The organism is Denitrificimonas halotolerans (assembly GCF_034259425.1).
Classification (GTDB): domain Bacteria; phylum Pseudomonadota; class Gammaproteobacteria; order Pseudomonadales; family Pseudomonadaceae; genus Denitrificimonas; species Denitrificimonas halotolerans.
This window is the reverse complement of record NZ_JAXIVU010000003.1, coordinates 83,454-107,148: the sequence shown is the minus strand read 5'-3', so window position 1 is coordinate 107,148 and position 23,695 is coordinate 83,454. Positions and strand designations below refer to the sequence as shown.

Here is a 23,695-nt window from a genome sequence, read left to right as displayed (position 1 = left end):
TTATTCAGCAATCTGTAATTCTCTTGCTTTAGTGTAGGCGTAGCGAATTTTTTCATATTCAAAGGGGGAGTTCAGTTGGCCGTAGCGCAGTTTGGTGATGTAGCGCTGATCAACGATTTGTAAGCCATAAATTTCTGGATTACGCCGGCTAGTTTCCGCCATATTCATCCAATCTACGGCTTTATCTAAACTGAAATCGGCCACAATACCACCAGTGTCACGTGCGTTTGATGGGCCTAGGAATGGCAGCATCAAATAAGGTCCTGGCGGTACACCGTAAAAGCCAAGCGTTTGACCAAAGTCTTCTTTGTGCTTTATTAATCCCATTTTGCTTGCTGGATCCCATAGACCTCCTATACCGAGGATCGTATTAAATAAAATACGGGCTGTAGTTTCCATGCTACGGTGACCTTTCAGCTGCAAGATATTATTAGCTAGAGTTGGGATTTCCCCGAGATTACTAAAGAAGTTGCTGACACCTTTGCGAATAAAGTGGGGCGTAACTGTGCTGTAGCCTCGCACGGCGGGCAAAAATACCCATTGATCAAAACGGTAATTGAAGTGATAAACACGACGATTCCATTGCTCTAAAGGGTCGCTGATATGCAGTGCATCAAGAGTAGCGCGCTCAAATTCAAAGACATCTTGCTGAGAATTAAATTGCAATTGTTGTAGTGGGTTTTTAAAACCGTCAGCATCAATATTTTCTGCCCAACTGGCTTGAAAAGCTGCTAAGCAGAGTACGCTTCCAGCGCTAAGGCTACGTAATAAGCGGGCTTTACTCATGGAAAAACTCCAGTATGTCGGCAGCATTATCGCGGTAATCTAAATTACCTAAGTGTCCACCATAGGGGTAAATGGTTGCGCGCTCACCAAAGTGTTGCTTTAAAAACCCTAGATCACCGGGGCCTAAAATAATGTCATCAGCATTATGCATGACCGCTATTTTGTGATTGGCTTTTAAATAACCTGACAGTGCATACAGACTGCTGGCATAAGTGAGTTTTTCTAGGTCAGAGCCCTTACTGCGAATGCTCATTTTATCTTTGAAGTGCACTCGCCATAGCGGCAGTAATTGTTTTTCGATATAGCATTCAAAGTCACATAGTAAAGCTTTTTTAAAGTAGGGGGTGAGGCTGGTACCATCATAAATTCGTTTTTGGATGGGAGTGATCATACCGCGGCGGTTAATGAGATCCGATGTGAAGTTGATATCGGCGGCAGCAAAACGAAAGACACTGCCAATGAGCATAGCTAATTCATTAGAGGTCAATTTTTGTGATGAGCTTTGTAGTTCAAATAGGACTGCTTCATCAAAATTGAAGTGTCCCTTGCTGCTGAAATAGTGGGTGATTTTATCCAGCATCAACTGATAAAACGTACGAGGGTCTTGCTCATCGAGTACTTGAGTATGAACGAGCCGGTTTAGATTGCTCACTGAAGTATAGAGATTCACTGGAGGATTCAGTAATAGTACTCGCTTGAAATTAAAGGTGCCTTCGCGTTCATCTAAGTGGCTGACAAAGGCTGCTTGTAAGCCCCCTAAGCTGTAACCGGTTAAATGCCACGCAGTGACCTCAAGATTACTTTGTTGTTGTTTAATGGCGCGCATGACTGCATATAAGTCAAATGCATCCTGTGGTGAGTAGCCTGGTGTTGCGTAAGGGGAGGCGCCCACCATGAAATCATAAGAGGTAGGCGAGGAAATTTGTGCAACGTGAAAGCCTGCTCCATAAAACAGCTTCTTTAAGTACTCCATAGTACCGCTAGTATAGTGTGCGCCTGTACCAGCAATAATAAAAACTAAGGGGGCTGGTCCTTTTTGCGATGCTAAGCGGTAGCGAAAAGTTTTTACGGGCCAGAAGTTGCTAGGTAAAGAATGTTCGCGTTCTGGGCGCAAACGTAAAGTGTAATCATGCTGGTGAATATTGTCACTATCCGGTAGAGGCGGACGCAATGCGCTTGGAGTGCCAGCAATGGTAGCTTCAAATGGACTGTGCAGTGGGAACTGGTAATCAGTAGACACCTCTTTAGCTTGGCTGGAGAGCGAGAAAGTACTCAGTAAGCTGAGGACAAGTAGAAGTGGCGTGAGCAAGCGTTTACACATAACAGTATCTCGCAGGGGGAGCTGAAGCGTCGAGTGTATCTAGGACGCTAGGATTGGAGCTGTAATTAAGTGAATAGCTGTAGGCCTAAGGTTGATATCTGATCCCTTACTTTGAAGCATAGCTGCTACTTTAGCAGCTATGCTTTGAGGGGCTTACATCTTACATGACACGCTGACCTGGGCGAGCTCCTGCGTCAGGGCTGAGTAGATAGATTTCTTTACCGCCAGGGCCAGCAGCCAGTACCATGCCTTCAGATGTGCCAAATTTCATTTTACGTGCTGCGAGGTTGGCAACATATAAAGTGAGACGGCCTTCTAAGACTGAAGGGTCGGGGTAGGCGCTTTTAATACCTGAGAAGACATTGCGTTTGACTCCACCTAAATCGAGAGTCAGTTGTAATAGCTTATCTGCACCTTCGACAAAGTTTGCTTTTTCAATTAAGGCAATGCGCAAATCCACTGCTGCAAAGGTATTGAAGTCAATTTCTTTAGCTAGTGGTTCTTTATCTAACTCGCCATTGCTGTTGTTTGTTTCGGTGTTGGTAGCATTTTCCATTTCTAATAAATCTTCTTTTGATGATTCAATCATAGCTTCGATATTTTTCGGGTCGATACGCGTTAATAAAGGGGTGAATGGATTGAGCTGGTGCTCACCTAGATACACGCCGAGATCGTTCCAATCCAGTGCTGAGACGTTAAGGAACTGCTCAGCATCAGCTGCAAGTTTAGGCAGTACGGGTTTGAGTAAAATAATCAGTTGCTTAAAGAGATTAATTGCCTGTGAGCAAACGGCTTGAACTTGCGCTTGTTGGCCTTCTACTTTATTCATCGCCCAAGGTGCTTGATCGGCAATCCAAGCGTTAGCGGCATCGGCCAACGCCATGGTTTCACGCATGGCTCGAGCAAAATCACGGGTCTCGAAGGCTTTGGCGATCGAAGGGGTTGCTGTTTGGAATTTATCCCATAGTTCAGGATTAGGTATTTCAGCAACAAGTTTGCCCGCATTACCTTTTTGAATAAATCCTGCTGTACGGCTAGCAATGTTGACAACTTTACCGACTAAGTCAGAGTTAACCTTTTGAATAAAGTCTTCAAGATTGAGGTCTAGATCTTCCACACCGCGCCCGAGTTTCGATGCGTAGTAGTAGCGCAAATATTCTGGGTTAAGGTGATCAAGATAGGTACGTGCCTTGATAAAGGTGCCTCGTGACTTAGACATCTTTGCACCATTGACGGTTAAGTAACCATGTACATTTACTGCTGTTGGTTTGCGGAAACCAGCTCCTTCGAGCATGGCTGGCCAGAATAAAGCGTGGAAATTGATGATGTCTTTACCAATAAAATGGTAGAGCTCCGCTTGAGAGTTTTTGTTCCAAAACTCATCAAAATCCAGTTCTGGGCGGCGTGCGCACAGGTTTTTAAAACTGGCCATATAGCCAATGGGGGCATCAAGCCAAACGTAGAAGTATTTGCCTGGCGCACCTGGAATTTCAAAGCCAAAATAAGGTGCATCACGGGATATATCCCACTCTTGTAAGCCGCTGTCGAGCCATTCTGCAAGTTTATTGGCAACAGAGTCTTGTAAGGTGCCACTGCGGGTCCACTCTGTTAGCATGCTTTCAAAGTGAGGCAGCTTAAAGAAATAATGTTCCGAGTCTTTTAAAACTGGTGTGGCACCGGAAATAGCTGAATGTGGATCTTTAAGTTGAGTTGGGTGATATGTGGCACCACATTTCTCGCAGTTATCACCGTACTGATCAGGTGTTGAACATTCTGGGCAGGTGCCTTTAATAAAACGGTCAGCTAAAAACATGCCTTTTTCAGGATCAAAGTACTGTGTCACTGAACGTGTAGCAATGTGACCGGCTTGTTTTAGACGCTTATAAACTTCTTCTGACAGCTCTCGGTTTTCTTCACTGTGAGTGGTATAGAAATTATCAAAATCAACTAAGAAATCGGCAAAGTCAGCGCTATGTTCGGCGTGGACATTATCAATCAGCTGCTCAGGGGTGATGCCTTCGTGTTCAGCGCGCAACATGATTGCTGAACCATGGGCATCGTCAGCGCAGACATAAACGCATTGATTGCCGCGCATTTTTTGAAAGCGAACCCACATATCAGTTTGAATATACTCAAGCATATGGCCTAGGTGGATAGAACCGTTGGCATAGGGGAGGGCGCTGGTCACTAAAATTTTGCGGGCTTCGCTCATGGTCTTCCTAACTACTAAAAGTGAATAGAAATAAGCAGTCTACTATATAGGCACTGGCCGTTTTTTTCACCCCTTGTGCTAGTTTGGTTTGTCTAGGGTTGAGGTCTTAGTGGTTAGATTAGGTTAGAATGCCTATCGTTTAGTCTATTTTGCAGTGGAGAACATCATGAGTGCAGTAACCCGAGCTGCGGTTGAAGAAACCCTGAGTGGCTTGATAGACCCTAATTTAAATGCAGATCCGGTAAGCGCAGGTTGTGTGCGTGCTATTGATATTCAAGGCGATCGTGTTGCTGTACAACTGGAGTTGGGCTACCCCGCAGATCAATTTAAAGCGGGTTGGGCACAGATGCTAAAAATGAGTCTGGAGCAGATGCCAGGTTTAAGCAGCGCAGAAGTCAGTGTTACGACTGATATTAAGGCCGCGCCGAGTAAGGCAGAAGTTCCTACTTTAGCTGGTGTAAAAAATGTGATTGCAGTGGCTTCAGGCAAAGGTGGCGTAGGTAAATCAACTACTGCAGCAAACTTGGCTTTAGCCTTAGCTCGCGAAGGGGCACGTGTTGGCATTTTAGATGGTGATATCTACGGGCCGAGCCAGGGCATTATGTTTGGTGTGCCAAGTGGAACGAAGCCTGTTATTCGTGATGAAAAGTATTTTGTGCCAATTCAGGCGCATGGTGTCTCCATTATGTCGATGGCTTTTTTAGCCACTGATAATACGCCCATGGTATGGCGTGGGCCTATGGCATCTGGTGCTTTATTACAAATGATCACCCAAACAGCTTGGGATAATTTAGATTACTTAGTCGTAGATATGCCGCCAGGCACTGGCGATATTCAACTGACTTTAGCGCAAAAAGTGCCAGTAGCTGGTGCCGTGATTGTGACCACACCCCAAGATATTGCTTTGCTTGATGCGCGCAAGGGAATTGAGATGTTCCGTAAGGTGAACATTCCAATTTTAGGTGTGGTAGAAAACATGGCTGTGCATATTTGCTCTAATTGTGGCCATGCCGAACACTTATTTGGTGAAGGGGGAGGTGAGCGCTTGGCAGAGAGCTATAGCGCTGAGCTGCTTGCCTCATTACCTTTATCTATGGCTATTCGCTTGCAGTGCGATGGTGGTAAACCCACAGCAGGAGCTGATCCTGAAAGCCAAATTGCGCTAGTGTATCAGCAGTTGGCACGTACCGTAGGCGCTCGTTTAAGTGTGTTAAATGCGCAAGGCAGTGCTATGCCTAATATTGAAATCAGTGATGATTAAGCGGGACCTGTGTATGACAAAGGCATTTGCTTGCAGATGCCTTTGCTTTATTAAGGAGAAGTAAGAAAATGAGTTTTAATGTTTATCTTTCCGGAGAGATTCATACCTCATGGCGTGAAGAAATTCAGCAGGGAGCTGAAGCTTTAGGCTTAGATGTTGTTTTTACTGCACCTGTGACTGATCATGATGCGAGCGATGCTGCAGGGGATCACCTTGGTGCGCAAGAAAATAACTTTTGGCGAGATCATCAATCGGCAAAAGTGAATGCCATTCGCACTAAAACTTTAATCGAGCAAAGCGATTTAGTGGTAGTTCGTTTTGGTGATAAGTATAAACAGTGGAATGCTGCGTTTGATGCGGGTTATTGTGCTGCTTTAGGTAAGCCTTATATTACTTTGCATACAGAGGATATTGTCCATCCGTTGAAGGAAGTGGATGCAGCCGCGATGGCGTGGGCGACGACGTCGGAGCAGGTTGTTGAAATTTTACGTTATACTCTGCAAGGCTGATTTAGTTAATAAAAAGCGCGCTTTAAGCGCGCTTTTTATTTCAGTGAAGCACTCATTCAACGCGTTTAATGCTTTGAATGAGAACGGGTTCAACGGGTACATTCTGGTGCATTTGGTAGCTGCCTGTTGTAACTTGAGCGATCTGATCAACAATAGGCATGCCGCGTACCACTGTGGCAAACACAGCATAGCCAAAGTCGCGAGAGCTATGGTTTAAAAAGTCATTGTCAGCATGGTTGATAAAAAATTGCATGGTTGCTGAATGTGGTGCGCTGGTACGAGCCATGGCTACAGTGCCGCGATCATTGCGTAAACCGTTATTGGCTTCGTTTTTAATAGCAGGTCGAGTATCTTGTTGTTGCATTTTGCTATCAAAACCACCCCCTTGAATCATAAAACCTGGGATGACGCGATGAAAAATGGTTCCGTCATAACGTTGCTCATCCACATAACCGAGAAAGTTTTGTACGGTAATGGGAGCTTTTTCGGCATTGAGTTCTAATTCAATTTCGCCAAAATTAGTATGGATCACCACGTGAGGGTTATTAGCAGCGAGCGTGGTCTGTGCCGTAAATAACAGGCAAGCAGAGAGTAAAATTTTCTTGAGCATAGTGACCTCGATGTCTAAGCGTAGCAGGGTTGCCCTAGCATTTTGGGGCGGCTGATTACGTGAGTAGGTTATGGGATGAGCAGTTTAGCATGGAGCGCTAGTGGGCTATAGAGTCGTTTGTAGGTCATTGGGATAGGGTTAAGCGAGCCAACTAAGCACGAGTCCAATCAAAGCTGATGATTTGAGCAATATGCTGTGCATTTAAGAGGTGTAGCAAAACACGGTCCAGCCCTAGTGCAACACCAGAGCAATCTGGTAAACCATATTCTAATGCGCTGATCAAATGTGCATCATGTGGACGTTGTGTATCTTGCAATTCATGTTTGAAGCGTTCGAGCTGCTGTTTTGCATCAGTGAGTTCGTGGTACCCATTGGCCAGTTCCATGCCGTTAAAAAATACTTCAAAACGTTGAGCAATAGTGATGCCTTCGGCATTGTTAGCGAGCCGAGCTAAAGCTGCTTGTGAGGCTGGAAATTCGCTGATAAATACTAGTGTGTTTTTGGGTAAAGCCGGCTCAACTTGGTGGCTCATAATGATATCGAGCCAACCGTCACGATTGAGGTCTAAATCAGCATTGGCAAGTTGCTGACCCAGTGCTGAGATCTGATTCGCACTACAGTGATGTATATCGAGCTGTGCATAGGTTTGCATGGCTTGTGCATAAGAAAGATGCAGGCAGGGAAGCGGGTTAAAGCGTTCGCTTAAGAGTATTTTAAGTAAGTCTGCCACCTCATCCATTAATTGAGGTAATGACCAACCCACACGATACCACTCCAACATGGTAAATTCCGGATTGTGGCGTTTACCAGCTTCGCCTTGACGAAAGACTTTGCAAATCTGATAGATATCACCGTAGCCTGCACATAACATGCGTTTCATTGCGTACTCAGGTGAAGTATGTAGCCAGCGTTGATCAGCTTGTATAGGCGTGATGTTGGGGTCGGCAACTGGGGCCTGGCAGAGTAGGGGCGTTTCCACTTCAAGCACATCGCGGTTATAAAAATACTCACGAATGTTACGGTATAGTTGTTGGCGCGCTACTAAAGCACTGCGTGGCGCACTAGGTGACCATGTATGCATAGTCAATGAAGTCCTGTTGAAGATCGGAAAATAAATAAGGGAGCTTCAAGCTCCCTTATCATGATACTGGTTAAAGCTTAGGCACGACTGACGTATTCGCCAGTACGGGTATCAATTCTAAGTTTTTCACCTTCTACGATAAACAGTGGTACACGTACTACAGCTCCGGTGCTAAGCTTAGCGGGTTTAGAGCCGCCCTGAGCAGTATCACCTTTTAAGCCTGGGTCCGTTTCAATCACATCCAGCTCAACAAAGTTTGGTGCGGATACTGAAACAACAGCATCGTTGTATAGTAAAACTTCATAAACCACTTGTTCTTTAAGCCATTTGATTGTGTCGCCTAAAGCTTCGCGGCTAGCACCGAGCTGCTCAAACGAGCCATCTGTGGCCATGAAGTACCAGAATTCGTCATCTGAGTATAAGTACTCCATGTCACGTTCAACGATATCAGCGCTTTCTACGCTTTCACCGGACTTAAATGTACGCTCCCAGACGCGTTGAGTGCGGATGTTACGCAGCTTTACGCGGCTAAATGCTTGGCCTTTGCCTGGCTTAACAAACTCGATATCAATCATGATACAAGGTTCATTATCGACCAAGACGCGCAGTCCTGGTTTGAATTCGTTGGTAGAATAGTTGGCCATAATGCAATCCTGTCGTGTTTAAGGTCTTATTAAATGCCTATTGTAGCGCAAACCGAGAATATTTTTATTAAAACAGATTGGAGACACGTGCTTGCACAGTCTCTACGCAGTAGTGATGAGTTATTAGCAGCACTGGAACTGCATCCAGAGAATTTTCCTGATGGGCTCAGTGCAGCCAAGCAGTTTCCTGTCTTGGTGCCACGCCCATTTATGCAGCGTATGCAAAAAGGTAATCCTCGTGACCCCCTATTATTGCAGGTCTTGCCACAACGGGTCGAGGAAGAAATGCACCCAGGTTACACCGTCGATCCATTAGGTGAGCAAAACACGAATGTTGCTACGGGAATTATTCATAAATATCACGGGCGCGTATTGTTATTGGCTGCCAGTGGATGTGCAGTAAACTGCCGTTATTGCTTTCGTCGGCACTTTCCTTACAACGAAAATCGATTGGCTCGGGCACAGTGGCAGTCTGCCTTAACTTATATCGCGCAAGACGCCAGTATCAGCGAAGTGATTTTAAGTGGTGGTGACCCTCTGATGCTGCAGGATGAGCATTTAGCAGAGTTGATTGAGCAGATATCAGGGATTGAACATGTGCAGCGTTTGCGCATTCATTCACGCTTGCCGGTCGTGATCGCTGAGCGATTAACAGATCAACTCACTGAAATTTTAACGGCTACGCGCTTGCGCAGCAGTTTAGTATTGCATGTTAATCACCCGCAAGAGTTGTCGCCGTTACATGCAGAGCGTTTACTGAAATTGCGTCAAGCAGGGGTGACCTTGCTTAACCAGACAGTACTGCTTAAAGGTGTGAATGATACAGCAGAGGTGCTGATTGAACTCAGTGAGCAGCTTTTTAATCATTATTTGTTGCCATATTACTTGCATGTGTTAGATCGCGTGCAAGGCGCACAACATTTTGATGTGAGCAGCGCTCAGGCATATGCTTTATATCAACAAATGTTGGCTCGCTTACCTGGCTACTTAGTACCAAAGCTAGTGCGTGAGGAGGCTGGGCAACCGCACAAAACGCCATTACATGCTTTTTAACATTAAAACCTAGATAAAGTGCCTCAAGATAGACGGGGCTTGTTACACTGAGCGTTGTATTTACTAAGGTTAGAGATTCTGTGAGCACAACAACTGATTTTGCAAGTTTGCCGTTGCCGGCGGCGTTATTAAGTAACTTAAATGATCTAGGCTATAGCCGTATGACTGCGATTCAAGCGCAAAGCCTGCCGGTGATTTTGAAAGGCAAGGATGTTATTGCCCAAGCTAAAACAGGGAGTGGTAAAACGGCTGCTTTTGGTGTTGGTGTGTTATCACCATTGAATCCGCGTTACTTTGGCTGCCAAGCTCTAGTATTGTGTCCAACTCGCGAGTTGGCAGATCAAGTGGCTAAAGAAATTCGTCGCTTAGCTCGCGCGTTGGATAACATTAAAATCCTCACACTATGTGGTGGTGTACCTTTTGGCCCGCAAATTGGCTCTTTAGAGCATGGCGTGCATATTGTGGTCGGCACGCCAGGACGTATTTTAGAGCATGCTCGTAAAGGGACGTTGGACTTGTCTGGGTTGAACACCTTGGTGTTAGATGAGGCGGACCGAATGTTGGATATGGGGTTTTATGACAGCATTGCCAGCATTGTTGAATTCACGCCAAAACGCCGTCAGACGCTCTTATTTTCAGCTACTTATCCTGAGGGTATTCAGCAATTGGCAGCGAGCTTTTTGCGGGAACCGGCGCATATTGAAGCTGATATTGAACATGCCGAGTATCAGATAGAGCAACATTTTTACGAAATCACTCCTGAGCAGCGTGAAGCAGCTGTTGAGCGTTTATTACGACATTATCGACCAGAAGCTTGTGTGGCATTTTGCTTTACTAAGCAACAAACGCAAGACTTGGCCAATTATCTCAATAGCCAGAAAATATCAGCACTGGCACTGCACGGCGACTTAGAGCAGCGTGACCGTGATCAGGTGTTGACGTTATTTAGTAATCGTAGCTGCTGTGTTTTGGTCGCTACAGATGTGGCTGCACGTGGATTGGATATTGATGACCTGCCCATGGTGATTAATGTTGAGTTGGCACGTGATCCTGAAATTCATACCCACCGTATTGGTCGAACGGGGCGCGCAGGTGCTAAAGGGATAGCCATCAGTTTAGTTGCACCTAAAGAAGGGCAGCGTGCTAACGCTATTGAAGAGCAACTGAAAAGGCCATTGAACTGGCATGCGATGAATGGTTTGAAGGTGTCTGATGATCGACCTTTATTACCAATAATGGCAACTTTGTGTATATCAGCGGGCCGTAAAGATAAATTACGTCCTAGTGACATTTTAGGTGCATTGACTGGGATCGGCGGTCTTAAAGGCACGCAGGTGGGTAAGATTTCTATTTTTGATCATCAGGCTTATGTTGCTGTTGAGCGTTTGTTAGCACGCGAAACGCAGCAGCGTTTAGAAGCAGGTAAAATTAAAGGTCGCAGCTTAAAAGTGCGAGTGCTTTAGCCGTCTGCTTGGATTTCGTGTACTTTTTAATCAATTGCTAGCAGAATTTCTCCAGCTTTTAGGTGGTGGGATGAGTGCGATTTTGATCTTGCCTTTAGGTGTTTGCATGATGAAATAAAAATTCAGTCTTAAGCATGGATGGGCTTGAAAGTAAGTGCTATTAGATATAAGTGTGAATTCAGTCTTTTTCTCAATTATCATTTGATACTTGTCACCAAGTAACGCAGAAAAGTATTTGATGCTGTTGTATCGAGCAGAGCAAAAGAGATTTTTGACCGACACTGCCACCTGCTCGGACGGCACCAAGCTGGAAGCGGGCCGCTTCTATCGTGGCCTTGAGGAAAAATTAGCCATAGTACAACGGGCTAGAAATAAAACCCAAGTCAAAACCCTTCACGCTAAGATTGCTAACCGTAGAGAAAGACGCATTGCACAAGTTTAGCCGTAAGCTGGTCAATCGCTGCGGTGAAATCTATGTGGGTAATGTCAGTAGCTTAAAACTCGTTAAAACCACGATGGCCAAGTCAGTGATGGATGCTGGCTGGGGTCAATTAAAAACAATGCTGGACTATAAATGCGCTCACGCAGGCATTGTTTTTAAGGAAATTGACGAGGCATACACCACCTAAACCTGTTCGAGTTGTGGCAACTTTCCCGAATCGAGGCCGAAAGGTATCGTAGGGCTTGGAATAAGAGAATGGACGAGTGGTGGGTGTGGCGTTACTCACGTAAACGCAGTGCAAGAAATTCTTGCAGCTGGGTATGTTGTCGAGCAGTAGGAGTCCACGCTTTTAGTGCGGGGAGAATATCAATTGCGTAGTGGTGTCAGTAGATCGCTTAGCCCATTGTGATCGATTTCATGCATGAGCTCGAGTAGTCGCCCTAAGTCGTTTTTCGGAAAACCCTTTCGGGCAAACCAGTTTAAATATTGCCCAGGTAGGTCGGCAATGAGGCGACCTTGGTATTTTCCAAATGGCATACGTATAGTTACGAGACGTTGTAAGTCGTTGGGTTGCATAGCTTAATTACATAAGAATGGGTGAGACTGCTATAGTCGCAAATATTATCTAGATGTGCACCTGTGTCTAACATTAAACTTAAATTATAAGCTTAGCTCTTATTTTCTTGTTCAAGAGGGATCAAATGATTGTAAAAGGTTTGCGTAATGGCTTAGGCCAACTCATTATTTTCGGTGACTGGTTAACCCGTCCAAAGCCGCAGCAGCGCACTGTAGAAAAACAGGCAGAGGTTGATGAAGCTACCGCTTCTTTGGCTCTATACCAATTTAAAGCGTGCCCTTTTTGCGTAAAAGTACGACGTGCCATGCATGCCTTAAATTTAACAGTAGAACTACGTGATGCAAAAAATAATGAACAGTTCCGTCAAGAACTGCTCGAGCAAGGTGGTCGCATTAAGGTGCCATGTTTACGCATTGAAGAGCAGGGGGGCGTGCGTTGGATGTATGAGTCCAATGATATTATTGCTTATCTAAAAGAGCGATTTGCGTAATTTTTCTTGCCCTTAAAGAGTGGTGCTCTTCGCTTCATGGATTGCAACTCGGTTACAGCGAACATAATGGCAGTTTGCGCTTATGCTTATGCCTATTAACCATTTAACAGGCTAGAATTTTAAACCTACACTTTAAGCATTCTTCTTATGTTGGAGCCAGTAATGAGCAATATTAATGTTGAGCAAGTACTCAGTGTCCATCACTGGAATGAGAGCTTGTTCAGTTTTAAAACCACCCGCGATACTAGTTTGCGTTTTGAGAATGGGCAGTTCGTGATGATTGGTTTAGAGGTCGAAGGACGACCTTTAATGCGTGCCTACTCCATTGTGAGCCCAAATTATGAGGATCATCTGGAGTTTTTTAGCATTAAGGTTCCAGATGGTCCATTAACATCGCGTTTGCAGCATGTAAAAGCTGGTGATTTGATCCGTATCAGTAAAAAACCAACGGGTACTTTGTTGCTCAGTGATTTGTTACCGGGAAAAAACTTGTATCTGTTTAGTACTGGAACAGGATTGGCACCTTTTATTAGTGTGATCCAAGACCCTGAAACATATGAGCGTTTTGAGAAGGTTATTTTAGTGCACGGTGTGCGCCGTGTGAGTGACTTGGCTTACAGTGATTTTATTACTGAGAACTTGCCTAAACATGAGTATTTTGGTGAGCAAATACGCGAGAAGTTGATTTATTACCCAACGGTAACGCGTGAGTCCTTTCGCAATGAGGGACGGATTACCGAGCTGATGCGCAGTGGTAAGCTGTTTACAGATATTGGCTTACCAACCATTAATCCTGGGCAAGATCGCGCTATGATTTGTGGGGGGCCCGATATGCTTCAAGATATTAGTGCAATGTTGGATGAGTTTGGTATGCAAGTATCGAAGCGCATAGGGCATGCCGCTGACTATGTGATTGAACGTGCTTTTGTAGAAAAATAAGATTCAGATGTTGTTTTATTTTCTAATAAAATACTTGCTTGAGCCGAGCACCGTATTGGCTTTTTTTCGTTGCAGAATGCCTAAGATCCGAGTTCGATAGTGTTTCGAACTCGGATTTTTTTAGCGTAAGAACTCAAAAACTTTTTCAGCAATATCGCCGGCAGCTTGTCCAGGGTTTTGACGAATTGCACTTTCTTTCTCAGCCATAACACTAAATAAACCATTTAAGGTTTGTTCAGTTACGTAGCTTTCTAAAGAAGCATCTTTAGCATCAATGACCCCATAGTTTGCTGCTTGTGTAGCAAAGTTGTTGTATTGCTGGGCTAAATTTGATGTTTTTGTTGCTTGTTGAATGATAGGTAGGAAACGATTGCGCAGTTGGTCGCGGCTGCTACGGGCTAGGTAGCTAGTGGCGGAGTCTTCAGGGCCGGTTAGGATATCTTTAGCGTCAGTTAGTGACATGTTTTTAATCGCATCAAGCAGGAGCACTTGTGCTTGTGGAATAGCTTTTTCTGCTGCGCTGTTCATGCTAGCTTCTAGAGCAGCCACTTGCTGGCCCTGGCCAAGCATTTTCATCGCTTGAGCTGCTTTTCCTAAATTGCCAGGCAGGCTAATTTGTACCTTAGGGTTGCTGCTAAAACCACCAGGTTGTCCTAACTGCTCAACAGCAAGGCGTGCACTTTGCTCAAGAATGGAACGTAAATCATTATGAGTTTGTGTTGGGGACTGCGCTTGGTTTTGGCTCACAATTTGGCCTAAATCACTGATAGAGAAGGCGTAGGCTTGAGCAGTAAACACCAGTCCTATGAATCCAATTAGATAAATACGCATAGTGTTTTTCCTCGGTAGGTGTTGCGTTTAAACAGCGTTTTTGCATACCTGCTCGGGAAGTAATGTTGCTGCTTCACGATCTAAGACAATGGTTAGGTTGTTATGTTTTTTCAATGCGCTTGCCGGTAGGCTTTCGTCGATCGAGCTGTGAAATAGTTGAGCCATGACCTGAGCTTTATGTTTCCCAGTAGCCACTAAAATAATTTCCTTGGCTTCTAAGATATCTAGGATACCCATAGTTAATGCATGGGTTGGCATTTCAGCTTTGTTGTTGAAGAAGCGGCTGTTATCGATACGAGTTTGCTCAGATAACTCAACTACATGAGTACGACTATTGAAACTGGTTAAAGGCTCATTGAAGCCAATGTGGCCATTGGTACCAATACCTAGCAGTTGTAGATCTAAACCTCCTTTATCTTTAATGGCGTTGGAATAACATTGGCACGCTGAGTCAATGTTGTCGGTTAAACCGTCAGGTAAATGGATACTTTCTTCTGGAATATCAAGCTGATTAAATAAGTGTTGATGCATGTAATAGTTATAGCTTTGTGGATGGTCCGCACTTAAGCCAATGTATTCATCAAGATTAAATGTGGTGAGCTTAGATACATTCAGTGGTGAATTGTGAAGGCTTGCTAAAAGCTGCGCGTATACAGGCTCCATTGTACTGCCTGTAGCTAAACCTAAGGTTGCGGTCGGCTGTGTTCTGATTTTATCCAGCAGGCGTTGGGTTGTGTAGCGAGAGACTTCGTCTACTGTGTCGAAAATTTTATACATAGATTAAGAGTCGTCAAAAAGGAAAAAAGAACAGCATATACTGATTGTTGAAAGTATAGCTGTGTATGAGTGTTGTATATAGCGTTGTTGCTTAATAATGCCAAATGCTTCTCGCGCTGCATATGAATATTGAAGACTCTTTAGTTGCGTGTCATCGCTTTGCGAAACTCGCCGGGTGTTTGTTTAGCCCAGCGTTTAAAGGCACGTTGAAAGGCTTCAGGAGAGGAGAAGCCCAGTAGCCAAGAAATCTCACTAAAACTCAGATCTGTATCGCGAATATAATTGCAAGCTAAATCAAAACGAGTGTCATTGACCAGCTGGCGAAATTGTGTGCCCTGAGTTGCCAGTTTGCGACGCAGTGTCCAGCTGGGCATCTGCATTTTTTGTGCAATATGTTCAATGTGAGGTTCGCCATTTTTTAATAAAGGGGCTATGAGTTGGGCAACTTGCTCGACTAAGCCATAGTTGTGTGTTTTTAAGGCAAGTTGTTCTTCACAAAGCTCAAGTAAAGCATGCCAAGTATTTGGGCAATGATGTGGATTCCTCAGCGCTAAACTGGGTTGGCTTAAGCGTAAACGGTTGTGTGCGGCGGAAAAGTCTACAGTGCCTTGAGTGTAGGTGGCAAAGTCCGCAGCATAGCTGGGCTCTGGGTATTCTATCTGCAGGCACTCAATATCCATTTGGCTTCGGCAGACTTGTCTAAGGTGGTTGAGCCAACCGAGAAGTACCGATTCGACGACAAAAAAATTGTATGCATTATAAGGTGCAATGGAATAGAAACTCAGCCAAGCTCCATTACTATCTTCATAGAACTGACTCTTGCCTCGATAGTTTTTTGCATATAAAGGTTCAAAACGCGTGATGCAGCGGGCGGCTGCACGTACTGTAGGCGCTTGCAAAGCAGTTACACCTGCCAGTCCAAGGTGATTGAGCGAGCTGTGTTGGCCAATGACTAGACCTAAAGCTGGATTGCCTGTCAGTTGAGTAGCTGCGTGCCCTAAGCGCATATAGCGGGGAATGGAAAGGCGCGCATGAGGTTCAGCAAGGCGTTCTGGGCTTAACTCAAAGCGCTCGAGCAGTTGGCTGACATGATGACCATGTTGCTTAACAGCAGCACTAATACTTTGAACAAAGCCTACGGATAAATCTCCGAGACGTATGCTAGAGCGTCGTGATGTCATAACAGCGCTTTAAATTTGAATGTTAAGGTGTTCATTATAATCATGAAACTGTTGGTTAGGGTCATTGAGAAGCGTAGAAGAGCTGTCTATTGTGTTAAACACTACTGATCTGACCGTGTTTGTGTAAAGCGTCAGTGTTGTGCATTTTTATGTTTTGGAGAGTCTTGATGTCAAATCCACATTATCCACATTTAATGGCGCCGTTGGACCTTGGTTTTACTACCTTAAAGAACCGCGTATTAATGGGCTCAATGCACACAGGGCTTGAAGAACGTCCCGATGGCTTTGAACGTATGGCTGCCTATTTTGCTGAACGCGCTCGCGGCGGTGTTGGGCTGATGGTAACTGGGGGAATAGGACCTAATGAGGAAGGTAGTGTGTATGCAGGTGCCGCTAAGTTAAGTACTACAGAAGAAGCTGAGCAGCACAAGATTGTGACCCAAGCTGTACATGATGTAGGTGGTAAAATTTGTATGCAGATTTTACATGCTGGCCGTTATGCTTTCAGCCCTAAGTCAGTAGCGCCAAGTGCTATTCAAGCGCCGATCAATCCATTTAAACCCATTGAGCTCGATGAGATGGGTATTGAAAAGCAGATTCAAGACTTTGTAAATTGCGCCGTATTAGCCCAGAAAGCTAATTATGATGGCGTAGAAATTATGGGGTCAGAAGGTTATTTAATTAATCAGTTTTTGGTTACTCATACTAATCAGCGGACCGACCAGTGGGGTGGTAGTTACGAAAACCGCATGCGTTTTGCCTTGGAAATTTTGCGTCGTGTGCGTGAAGTAGTTGGATCTAAGTTTATTATTATTTTCCGCTTGTCGATGCTGGATCTTGTCGAAAAAGGCAGTAGTTGGGATGAGGTGGTGCAGTTGGCCAAGGCCCTAGAAATGGCTGGTGCTACTATCATTAATACAGGTATTGGTTGGCATGAAGCACGTATTCCAACCATTGTTACTAAAGTGCCGCGAGGTGCATTTGCCAAGGTCACTGCTAAGCTGCGTGGTGAGGTCTCGATTCCGCTGATAGCGACCAATCGGATTAATACACCAGAGGTGGCGGAGCAGATTTTAGCCGATGGTGATGCAGATATGATTTCTATGGCGCGTCCGTTCTTAGCTGACCCAGAGTTTGTGAATAAAGCTGCAGCGGGTAAGGCGGATGAAATCAATACTTGTATTGGTTGTAATCAGGCCTGCTTGGATCATACATTTAGTGGTAAGTTAACTTCGTGCTTAGTGAACCCACGAGCCTGTCATGAAACTGAGTTGAACTATATTCCAACTGCGGTGGTGAAGAAGGTTGCGGTGGTAGGAGCCGGACCTGCTGGTCTTGCAGCCGCTACTGTAGCAGCGGAACGGGGACATGAGGTAACGCTCTATGACTCTGCCAAAGAAATCGGTGGCCAGTTTAATGTGGCTAAGCTGATTCCAGGTAAAGAAGAGTTCTGTGAAACTTTGCGCTATTTTGAGCAAAAGCTACGAGCCACTCAGGTGAAGGTTCGTTTGGGGCAGCGTGTTAAGGCGCAGGATCTATTGGCTGTAGGTTTTGATGAGGTGATCCTTGCTACAGGAATTGTGCCGCGTGTACCTGATATTCCGGGTATTGATCACCCTAAAGTAATGGGCTATTTGGATGCAATTTTAGAGCGCCAGCCAGTGGGCAAAAGCGTTGCTGTAATTGGTGCTGGGGGAATTGGTTTTGATGTGTCTGAATTATTGACCCATAGTGGTAAGAGCAGTAGTTTAGATACTGAAACCTTCTGGAAAGAGTGGGGGATTGATTTAGGTCTAGAAGCGCGTGGTGGTGTTGAGGGGATTCAACCGCAACCAACAGCGGCTGCTCGCCAAGTTTACTTGCTGCAGCGTAAAAAAAGCAAGGTGGGTGCCGGTTTAGGTAAAACTTCGGGTTGGGTGCATCGTGCAGGTCTGCGCATGAAACAAGTGAAAATGATTCCCGCAGTTGAGTACTTGCGTATCGACGATGAGGGGTTGCATATCAGTGTAGCAGGTAATGCACCGCAGGTATTACCCGTGGATAATGTGATCTTATGTGCAGGGCAAACACCGTTACGTGAACTACAGGGTGAGCTAGAAGCCAATGGGGTGACTGTGCATTTGGTTGGTGGGGCGGACGTTGCCGCCGAATTGGATGCCAAACGTGCCATTAATCAAGGTTCACGTGTGGCGGCGAGTTTGTAAAAATAGAATTATAGGTCTGTAAAAACAGTGCTGTAGGTGAGAGCTTGCAGCGCTGTTTTGTTTTTTAGATGGTTTTTAGGGCATTCATGGGGCTTTCAAACAGGTCAAGACTGACAAAAAATATGCTAAAGCCTTAAACTGAAGGTTGAAACAAGTAAAGTCATTGGTATTAACGCCGTAGCATGAGCAGGCAAATTTGTCTGAGCTAGCCTTTGGGTGAAGTGTTTGTGCTGCCTCAGTGGGTACCCTATAGCAGTAGGAGCCATGTATGGCGCAACTGATTTATATTTTAGACCCTATGTGTTCGTGGTGTTGGGGGTTTAGCCCAGTGTTACAGCAAGTACGTCAACAAGCTCAAGCTGCTGGAGTAAAGATGACGTTGCGTGTTGGGGGGTTGCGCACAGGCGCTCAAGCTGTACTTAATGAAAAAAAGCGTGCATATATCCTGCACCACTGGCATAACGTTGCCCAAGCCACAGGGCAACCCTTTAACTTTGTGCAGGCGATGCCAGAAGGTTTTTTTTATGACACAGAGCCAGCCTGTCGAGCGCTGGTGGTTGCTCGACAACTCAATGCGGGACTTTTGTTTCCTTATTTAGATCTTTTACAGCAGGCCTTTTATCAAGAAGCGCAAGATATTACGCAACCTCGGGTGTTAAGCCGACTGGCTGTGCAAGTGGGCTACAATCAAGACGCTTTTTCTGAGGCTTTTGATGCTCCAGAAACACAAACGGAAACCCAGGCAGAGTTTGCCTGGGTCAGACAGTTGGCTGTGAATGGATTTCCGACTTTGCTAGCAGAAGATCAGCAGCAATATGCATTGATCACGAATGGCTATCAATCTTACACAGTATTAGAACCGATTCTTATGCGCTGGATTTCGAATCATGCCCGCATCTGACCGCATCAGTTGGGCGTATATTCGTCGCTTGGCAATGCAGCACAAGCGCAGCTTGGTGCTAGCAAATCTCTTGGCTATTCTAGCAGCGCTATGCAGTGTACCTATCCCATTATTGCTACCTTTGTTAGTGGATGCAGTACTGTTAGAGCAGGGTGGACGTTCCCTAGAGTTAATGAATGCGCTATTGCCCGATGCATGGCAGCAGGCCATAGGTTATATTGGCTTTATTTTGGCGCTGAGCTTGATATTGCGAGTCGCTGGGCTGGTATTTAATGTCGGTCAAAGCAAGATGTTTACCCATTTGTCTAAAGATGTGGTGTATCGCGTGCGTGAACATTTGCTCTTGCGTTTACAGCGTATTTCATTACAGGAATACGAAAGTCTTGGGAGTGGTACGGTTACCACGCATTTGGTGACGGACTTAGATACGCTGGATCAGTTTATTGGTGAAACACTTAGTCGTTTTTTAGTATCTATACTGATTTTAACAGGAACGGCCTCGGTTCTCTTATGGATGCATTGGAAGTTAGCGCTTCTGATTTTGTTGCTGAATCCAGTAGTGGTTTTTTGCACAATTAAACTGGGGAAACGGGTTAAACACCTTAAAAAACTAGAGAATGACAGTACTGCTGTTTTTACCCAAAGTCTAAATGAGACTTTGGATGCAATTCAAGAAGTGCGAGCGGGCAATCACCAAGGATTCTTTTTTCAGCGTTTAATTCAACATGCGCGTCATGTGCGTGATCGCGCCATCAGTTCTCACTGGAAAACGGATGTGGCACAGCGTGCTAGTGCCTTACTTTTTCAATATGGAATTGATATTTTTCGTGCTGTGGCAATGCTTACAGTGCTGTTTTCTGATCTGTCCATAGGCCAGATGCTGGCTGTATTTAGTTATCTATGGTTTATGATTAGTCCAATTGAGCAGCTGTTGAGTATGCAGTATGCATTTTATGCTGCCGATGGCGCTATGGTGCGTATTAATCAATTGCTAGCGCGAGAGGATGAAGTCGATTATCCAGCGACCCAGAATCCATTTGTAGGGCGTAAGACATTGCCAGTAAGCGTTGAGCATTTAACCTTTTCCTATGGTAGTGAGCGAGTGTTAGATGATCTTTCATTTAGTGTGGCTGCTGGTGAAAAGGTTGCTATTGTGGGGTCGAGTGGTGGAGGGAAAAGCACTTTAGTGCAATTGCTACTTGGGTTATATCCCGCTCAATCAGGGTTAATTCGTTATGGCAACGCGACCTTACAGGAAATAGGATTATCTTGTGTGCGTGAGCATGTAGCAGTGGTGTTACAAACACCGGCGTTATTTAATGATAGTTTGCGTGCTAATTTGAGCATGGGACGTCAGGTGGATGATGCTCAGTGCTGGCAAGCTTTAGCAGTTGCTCAGTTGGCTGATATGGTTCACGCTTTACCCAAGAAATTAGACACGGTCATTGGACGTGCAGGGGTGCGGTTATCAGGTGGCCAACGGCAGCGCTTAGCTATCGCGCGGATGGTACTCAGTGATCCAAAGGTGGTGATTTTGGATGAAGCAACTTCGGCTCTAGATAGTGCGACTGAATATGCTGTGCATGAGGCTTTAAATGAATTTCTCGCGGGGCGTACCACTTTTATTATTGCCCACCGTTTAAGTGCAGTGAAGCAAGCAGATCGTATTTTAGTATTGAGCGAAGGGCGTGTTGTGGAAAGTGGTGAGCATCATAAGCTGTTGGCTCAAGGTGGTTTGTATGCTCAGTTATATGGGGCTTTGCAGCGTTAATCAAGTTGGTTTGCGGGGCCTGAAGAGTTACCATTGTTAAGCGGATCTTGCGCCAAGGGGCAGTCCTGTGAGCGGCATACACACTTGACTAACGCCATTTCTATCGAGCTTTTTTGAACTGCTTGCGGTGCGTATTGTGCTCAGCTGCAATACACTGCACCGTTTGGCAGTGCAGCCCTAACTACTTACCGGCGCCATGGGTATATATCTAAATGTCCGAGGGCAGACAAAAGTACACAACGCTTTTTAATGATAAAGCTTCAGGCGAAATTGATGCTTCTAGTCATGCTGTTGAGCAGTGGCATATGTTTTTAGCGGCCTTGGTAAAATAATTTTAATAAAAGTGCTTGACATGGGGTGGGTGGAGTCTTAATATACGCCCCGTCCACGAAATGGGGCTATAGCTCAGCTGGGAGAGCGCTTGCATGGCATGCAAGAGGTCGACGGTTCGATCCCGTCTAGCTCCACCACTTTTTCTTAACGAATCAGTGGCATAACATGAATGTGTTATGTTTTTGAAGGTTTTGTCCCCTTCGTCTAGTGGCCTAGGACACCGCCCTTTCACGGCGGTAACAGGGGTTCGAGTCCCCTAGGGGACGCCATATTCTCAGAGCCTGTACTCTGAAATGTAACTGAGCTGATCAAGTCAGTCACATCTTGAAAGTTACATATAGAGTAATAACGGCTGCAATCGTTAAGCTCAAATTAACACTAACAAACACATTTTTTGTTTGTTTTCGAAGGTTTTGTCCCCTTCGTCTAGTGGCCTAGGACACCGCCCTTTCACGGCGGTAACAGGGGTTCGAGTCCCCTAGGGGACGCCATATTCAAGTTGATCTTGAAAAAAAGCCAGCTCATAGAGCTGGCTTTTTTGTTTGTGGATTGTGTACCTTCGATTGGTTGTTTCGGTACAGAATATTGTGGTGATGCATTGATCTTTAGGCATACGAGTGCAGCCGTGCAAGTAGGCTTAAGATAAGTATTTAAGTAAAGCCTACGGTATAAAAGCAAAGGTATCGGGGCGTGCTGCATTCCAGAAGCGCTGAAACACAATGTGTTCGGGCAGGCTATCAGGTTTGAGTAAATCGCCGGGTTCTAAATAAGGATGCAAAGTCGAGAGTGAACGCACCAAAGTCGGTGAAACCCGACGAATAATGTGTTCAGGTCCCAGTTGTCCTGGGTGTTGTAAGCCAGCAGCTTCAATGATTTCACGCAGTGTCGCTACGGTGCGTGCGTGAAACTGGTATACACGGGTAGCCTTGTCTGGCACATCTAAACCTTGCCAACGTTGAGTATCTTGCGTTGCAATTCCAGTAGGACAACGATCTGTATGGCAGGTTTGTGATTGTATGCAACCGAGGGCAAACATAAAGCCACGTGCTGAGTTACACCAGTCAGCTCCTAGGGCTAGCGTACGGGCAATATCAAAGGCAGTAATGATTTTTCCGGCGGCTCCAATTTTAATTTTATCCCGCAAATTGAGGCCGACTAAAGTGTTGTGCACTAACATTAAGCCTTCGCGCATTGGTGTGCCGATATGATCTGCAAACTCTAAGGGTGCTGCGCCGGTTCCGCCTTCGGCGCCATCTACAACAATAAAGTCGGGCGTAATGCCAGTGCTGAGCATCGCTTTAGCAATGGCAAACCACTCCCAAGGGTGTCCAATGGCTAGTTTGAAACCGGTTGGCTTCCCATCAGACAGGTCGCGTAATTGAGCAATAAAATGCAAGAGTTCCTCAGGTGTGGAGAAAGCCGAGTGAAAAGCAGGAGAAATACAGTCTTCACCTTCAGGAACGCCTCGAGTACGAGCAATTTCTGCATTCACTTTAGGTCCGGGTAACATGCCACCATGCCCAGGTTTAGCTCCTTGTGATAGTTTCAACTCAATCATTTTGACTTGGTCTAGACTTGCGCGTTCAGCAAAGCGTTCAGGGCTGAAACTACCATCTTCATTGCGGGCGCCAAAATATCCCGAGCCTAGCTCCCACACCATGTCGCCACCGTACTCACGGTGATAAGTGGAAATCGATCCTTCACCAGTGTCATGGTAAAAACCACCCAGCTGTGCACCTTTATTCAGCGCACGTATTGCGTTTGGGGATAGTGAGCCAAAGCTCATTGCAGAAATATTAAAAATACTGGCTGAATAAGGTTGTTTGCAATCGGGGCCCCCGATTTGAATACGGAAGTTATCGTCAATAATTTTGGTTGGGGCGATGGAGTGGTTGATCCATTCATAACGTGTGCCATACACATTTTGCTCTGTACCAAAGGCGCGTGTTTCTAATTCAGATTTTGAGCGTTGGTAGACCAGTGAGCGCTGTTCGTGAGAGAAGGGGACCTCGTCGTCATCGGCTTCAACAATGTATTGGCGCAACATAGGGCGCAATTCTTCAAAGATAAAACGAATATGCGCAGCAACGGGATAGTTGCGACGTAAGGTAGAGTGGGTCTGACGTAAGTCCATAATGCCCACAGTAGTTAATGCGAGGAAGATGCTGCTGAGCAAGAGCCACCAAGGGCTAGTTAAGGCTAGTAGTAAGGTGAGTACGCTGCCTACAATGGCGGCAGCAAATAAGGTGTAACGTATAACAAACATAAACTCTCCTGTTGTTGCGTGCTTGATGTTCCTAGTCAATCGT

Annotated in this window: 22 protein-coding genes and 3 tRNA genes; 14 read left to right on the top strand and 11 right to left on the bottom strand. The window is 45.4% G+C overall.

The features are described 5' to 3' along the window. The 3 genes from TOI97_RS03825 to metG all read right to left on the bottom strand — a co-directional run bounded on the left by TOI97_RS03825 (nucleotide 1) and on the right by metG (nucleotide 4,319). Nucleotides 1-786: an MlaA family lipoprotein gene (locus tag TOI97_RS03825; protein ID WP_321552798.1), complete on the bottom strand. Its 786-nt coding sequence runs from the start codon at nucleotides 784-786 to the stop codon at nucleotides 1-3. After that, on the bottom strand, nucleotides 779-2,107 hold the full coding sequence (locus TOI97_RS03820) for an alpha/beta fold hydrolase (protein WP_321552797.1): 1,329 nt from the start codon (nucleotides 2,105-2,107) through the stop codon (nucleotides 779-781). The genes TOI97_RS03825 and TOI97_RS03820 overlap by 8 nt, the downstream gene beginning before the upstream one ends. Before the next feature lie 160 nt (nucleotides 2,108-2,267). Then, entirely contained in the window at nucleotides 2,268-4,319 is a 2,052-nt protein-coding gene (metG, locus tag TOI97_RS03815; RefSeq protein WP_321552796.1) for a methionine--tRNA ligase, read from the bottom strand. A 166-nt stretch (nucleotides 4,320-4,485) separates the two neighbouring features. Here metG and apbC point away from each other — a divergent pair, with 166 nt between their 5' ends. Both apbC and TOI97_RS03805 read left to right on the top strand, forming a co-directional pair. Next, nucleotides 4,486-5,580, top strand: coding sequence for an iron-sulfur cluster carrier protein ApbC (gene apbC, locus TOI97_RS03810; protein WP_321552795.1), 1,095 nt, complete (start codon nucleotides 4,486-4,488; stop codon nucleotides 5,578-5,580). A gap of 68 nt (nucleotides 5,581-5,648) precedes the next feature. After that, nucleotides 5,649-6,089: a YtoQ family protein gene (locus TOI97_RS03805; RefSeq protein WP_321552794.1), complete on the top strand. Its 441-nt coding sequence runs from the start codon at nucleotides 5,649-5,651 to the stop codon at nucleotides 6,087-6,089. A 52-nt stretch (nucleotides 6,090-6,141) separates the two neighbouring features. Here TOI97_RS03805 and TOI97_RS03800 read toward each other — a convergent pair whose 3' ends face one another. The 3 genes from TOI97_RS03800 to efp form a co-directional block, all read right to left on the bottom strand. Then, on the bottom strand, nucleotides 6,142-6,699 hold the full coding sequence (locus TOI97_RS03800; protein WP_321552793.1) for a peptidylprolyl isomerase: 558 nt from the start codon (nucleotides 6,697-6,699) through the stop codon (nucleotides 6,142-6,144). Between the two features lie 151 nt (nucleotides 6,700-6,850). Further along, on the bottom strand, nucleotides 6,851-7,780 hold the full coding sequence (gene epmA, locus TOI97_RS03795) for an EF-P lysine aminoacylase EpmA (protein ID WP_321552792.1): 930 nt from the start codon (nucleotides 7,778-7,780) through the stop codon (nucleotides 6,851-6,853). Between the two features lie 77 nt (nucleotides 7,781-7,857). After that, complete coding sequence (gene efp, locus TOI97_RS03790; protein WP_321552791.1) at nucleotides 7,858-8,424, bottom strand: elongation factor P; 567 nt, start codon at nucleotides 8,422-8,424, stop codon at nucleotides 7,858-7,860. A 33-nt stretch (nucleotides 8,425-8,457) separates the two neighbouring features. Here efp and epmB point away from each other — a divergent pair, with 33 nt between their 5' ends. From epmB to TOI97_RS03770, 4 genes are all read left to right on the top strand, one after another. Further along, nucleotides 8,458-9,477, top strand: coding sequence for an EF-P beta-lysylation protein EpmB (gene epmB, locus TOI97_RS03785; protein ID WP_321552790.1), 1,020 nt, complete (start codon nucleotides 8,458-8,460; stop codon nucleotides 9,475-9,477). 80 nt (nucleotides 9,478-9,557) lie between these two features. After that, nucleotides 9,558-10,940: an ATP-dependent RNA helicase DbpA gene (dbpA, locus tag TOI97_RS03780; RefSeq protein WP_321552789.1), complete on the top strand. Its 1,383-nt coding sequence runs from the start codon at nucleotides 9,558-9,560 to the stop codon at nucleotides 10,938-10,940. A gap of 271 nt (nucleotides 10,941-11,211) precedes the next feature. Further along, nucleotides 11,212-11,382: a hypothetical protein gene (locus tag TOI97_RS03775; protein ID WP_321552788.1), complete on the top strand. Its 171-nt coding sequence runs from the start codon at nucleotides 11,212-11,214 to the stop codon at nucleotides 11,380-11,382. After that, nucleotides 11,369-11,569, top strand: coding sequence for a transposase (locus tag TOI97_RS03770; protein WP_321552787.1), 201 nt, complete (start codon nucleotides 11,369-11,371; stop codon nucleotides 11,567-11,569). The genes TOI97_RS03775 and TOI97_RS03770 overlap by 14 nt, the downstream gene beginning before the upstream one ends. 179 nt (nucleotides 11,570-11,748) lie before the next feature. Here TOI97_RS03770 and TOI97_RS03765 read toward each other — a convergent pair whose 3' ends face one another. Further along, a complete protein-coding gene (locus TOI97_RS03765) occupies nucleotides 11,749-11,958 on the bottom strand; it encodes a DUF3820 family protein (RefSeq protein WP_321552786.1) in 210 nt (69 codons plus the stop codon). A 125-nt stretch (nucleotides 11,959-12,083) separates the two neighbouring features. Between TOI97_RS03765 and TOI97_RS03760 the strand changes: the two genes are divergently transcribed. Together TOI97_RS03760 and TOI97_RS03755 are read left to right on the top strand one after the other, a co-directional pair. After that, nucleotides 12,084-12,449 carry a glutathione S-transferase N-terminal domain-containing protein gene (locus TOI97_RS03760; RefSeq protein WP_321552785.1) on the top strand — a complete coding sequence of 122 codons (366 nt, stop codon included), beginning with the start codon at nucleotides 12,084-12,086 and terminating at the stop codon, nucleotides 12,447-12,449. Between the two features lie 162 nt (nucleotides 12,450-12,611). Continuing rightward, on the top strand, nucleotides 12,612-13,388 hold the full coding sequence (locus TOI97_RS03755) for a ferredoxin--NADP reductase (protein ID WP_321552784.1): 777 nt from the start codon (nucleotides 12,612-12,614) through the stop codon (nucleotides 13,386-13,388). Nucleotides 13,389-13,508: 120 nt separating this feature from the next. On the opposite strand, the gene TOI97_RS03750 is transcribed toward TOI97_RS03755, so the two are convergent. The 3 genes from TOI97_RS03750 to TOI97_RS03740 all read right to left on the bottom strand — a co-directional run bounded on the left by TOI97_RS03750 (nucleotide 13,509) and on the right by TOI97_RS03740 (nucleotide 16,177). Beyond that, nucleotides 13,509-14,219: a DUF4197 domain-containing protein gene (locus TOI97_RS03750; RefSeq protein WP_321552783.1), complete on the bottom strand. Its 711-nt coding sequence runs from the start codon at nucleotides 14,217-14,219 to the stop codon at nucleotides 13,509-13,511. A gap of 27 nt (nucleotides 14,220-14,246) precedes the next feature. Next, on the bottom strand, nucleotides 14,247-14,996 hold the full coding sequence (gene nagB / locus TOI97_RS03745; RefSeq protein WP_321552782.1) for a glucosamine-6-phosphate deaminase: 750 nt from the start codon (nucleotides 14,994-14,996) through the stop codon (nucleotides 14,247-14,249). Between the two features lie 140 nt (nucleotides 14,997-15,136). After that, the gene (locus TOI97_RS03740) at nucleotides 15,137-16,177 is read right to left on the bottom strand and encodes an AraC family transcriptional regulator (protein ID WP_321552781.1); all 1,041 of its coding nucleotides are present in this window, start codon (nucleotides 16,175-16,177) and stop codon (nucleotides 15,137-15,139) included. Nucleotides 16,178-16,344: 167 nt separating this feature from the next. Here TOI97_RS03740 and TOI97_RS03735 point away from each other — a divergent pair, with 167 nt between their 5' ends. The 6 genes from TOI97_RS03735 (at nucleotide 16,345) to TOI97_RS03710 (ending at nucleotide 21,877) form a co-directional block, all read left to right on the top strand. Next, nucleotides 16,345-18,381, top strand: coding sequence for an NADPH-dependent 2,4-dienoyl-CoA reductase (locus tag TOI97_RS03735; protein ID WP_321552780.1), 2,037 nt, complete (start codon nucleotides 16,345-16,347; stop codon nucleotides 18,379-18,381). A gap of 268 nt (nucleotides 18,382-18,649) precedes the next feature. After that, complete coding sequence (locus TOI97_RS03730; RefSeq protein WP_321552779.1) at nucleotides 18,650-19,282, top strand: DsbA family protein; 633 nt, start codon at nucleotides 18,650-18,652, stop codon at nucleotides 19,280-19,282. Then, nucleotides 19,269-21,053 (top strand): ABC transporter ATP-binding protein, encoded by a 1,785-nt coding sequence (locus TOI97_RS03725; RefSeq protein ID WP_321552778.1) that lies wholly within the window; start codon nucleotides 19,269-19,271, stop codon nucleotides 21,051-21,053. The genes TOI97_RS03730 and TOI97_RS03725 overlap by 14 nt, the downstream gene beginning before the upstream one ends. A gap of 394 nt (nucleotides 21,054-21,447) precedes the next feature. After that, nucleotides 21,448-21,523, top strand: a tRNA-Ala gene (locus TOI97_RS03720). A 56-nt stretch (nucleotides 21,524-21,579) separates the two neighbouring features. After that, nucleotides 21,580-21,655: transfer RNA gene (locus tag TOI97_RS03715), tRNA-Glu, on the top strand. Nucleotides 21,656-21,801: 146 nt separating this feature from the next. Beyond that, nucleotides 21,802-21,877 (top strand) — tRNA-Glu (locus TOI97_RS03710). 170 nt (nucleotides 21,878-22,047) lie between these two features. Here TOI97_RS03710 and TOI97_RS03705 read toward each other — a convergent pair. Beyond that, on the bottom strand, nucleotides 22,048-23,652 hold the full coding sequence (locus TOI97_RS03705; protein WP_321552777.1) for an FMN-binding glutamate synthase family protein: 1,605 nt from the start codon (nucleotides 23,650-23,652) through the stop codon (nucleotides 22,048-22,050). Between the last annotated feature and the right edge of the window lie 43 nt (nucleotides 23,653-23,695).

Bases quoted from the DNA above. Each gene is read 5' to 3' on its own strand.
- TOI97_RS03825 (WP_321552798.1), bottom strand. From the start codon at position 786: ATGAGTAAAGCCCGCTTATTACGTAGCCTTAGCGCTGGAAGCGTACTC.
- TOI97_RS03820 (WP_321552797.1), bottom strand. From the start codon at position 2,107: ATGTGTAAACGCTTGCTCACGCCACTTCTACTTGTCCTCAGCTTACTG.
- metG (WP_321552796.1), bottom strand. From the start codon at position 4,319: ATGAGCGAAGCCCGCAAAATTTTAGTGACCAGCGCCCTCCCCTATGCC.
- apbC (WP_321552795.1), top strand. From the start codon at position 4,486: ATGAGTGCAGTAACCCGAGCTGCGGTTGAAGAAACCCTGAGTGGCTTG.
- TOI97_RS03805 (WP_321552794.1), top strand. From the start codon at position 5,649: ATGAGTTTTAATGTTTATCTTTCCGGAGAGATTCATACCTCATGGCGT.
- TOI97_RS03800 (WP_321552793.1), bottom strand. From the start codon at position 6,699: ATGCTCAAGAAAATTTTACTCTCTGCTTGCCTGTTATTTACGGCACAG.
- epmA (WP_321552792.1), bottom strand. From the start codon at position 7,780: ATGCATACATGGTCACCTAGTGCGCCACGCAGTGCTTTAGTAGCGCGC.
- efp (WP_321552791.1), bottom strand. From the start codon at position 8,424: ATGGCCAACTATTCTACCAACGAATTCAAACCAGGACTGCGCGTCTTG.
- epmB (WP_321552790.1), top strand. From the start codon at position 8,458: ATGCCTATTGTAGCGCAAACCGAGAATATTTTTATTAAAACAGATTGG.
- TOI97_RS03765 (WP_321552786.1), bottom strand. From the start codon at position 11,958: ATGCAACCCAACGACTTACAACGTCTCGTAACTATACGTATGCCATTT.
- TOI97_RS03760 (WP_321552785.1), top strand. From the start codon at position 12,084: ATGATTGTAAAAGGTTTGCGTAATGGCTTAGGCCAACTCATTATTTTC.
- TOI97_RS03755 (WP_321552784.1), top strand. From the start codon at position 12,612: ATGAGCAATATTAATGTTGAGCAAGTACTCAGTGTCCATCACTGGAAT.
- TOI97_RS03750 (WP_321552783.1), bottom strand. From the start codon at position 14,219: ATGCGTATTTATCTAATTGGATTCATAGGACTGGTGTTTACTGCTCAA.
- nagB (WP_321552782.1), bottom strand. From the start codon at position 14,996: ATGTATAAAATTTTCGACACAGTAGACGAAGTCTCTCGCTACACAACC.
- TOI97_RS03740 (WP_321552781.1), bottom strand. From the start codon at position 16,177: ATGACATCACGACGCTCTAGCATACGTCTCGGAGATTTATCCGTAGGC.
- TOI97_RS03735 (WP_321552780.1), top strand. From the start codon at position 16,345: ATGTCAAATCCACATTATCCACATTTAATGGCGCCGTTGGACCTTGGT.
- TOI97_RS03730 (WP_321552779.1), top strand. From the start codon at position 18,650: ATGGCGCAACTGATTTATATTTTAGACCCTATGTGTTCGTGGTGTTGG.
- TOI97_RS03725 (WP_321552778.1), top strand. From the start codon at position 19,269: ATGCCCGCATCTGACCGCATCAGTTGGGCGTATATTCGTCGCTTGGCA.
- TOI97_RS03705 (WP_321552777.1), bottom strand. From the start codon at position 23,652: ATGTTTGTTATACGTTACACCTTATTTGCTGCCGCCATTGTAGGCAGC.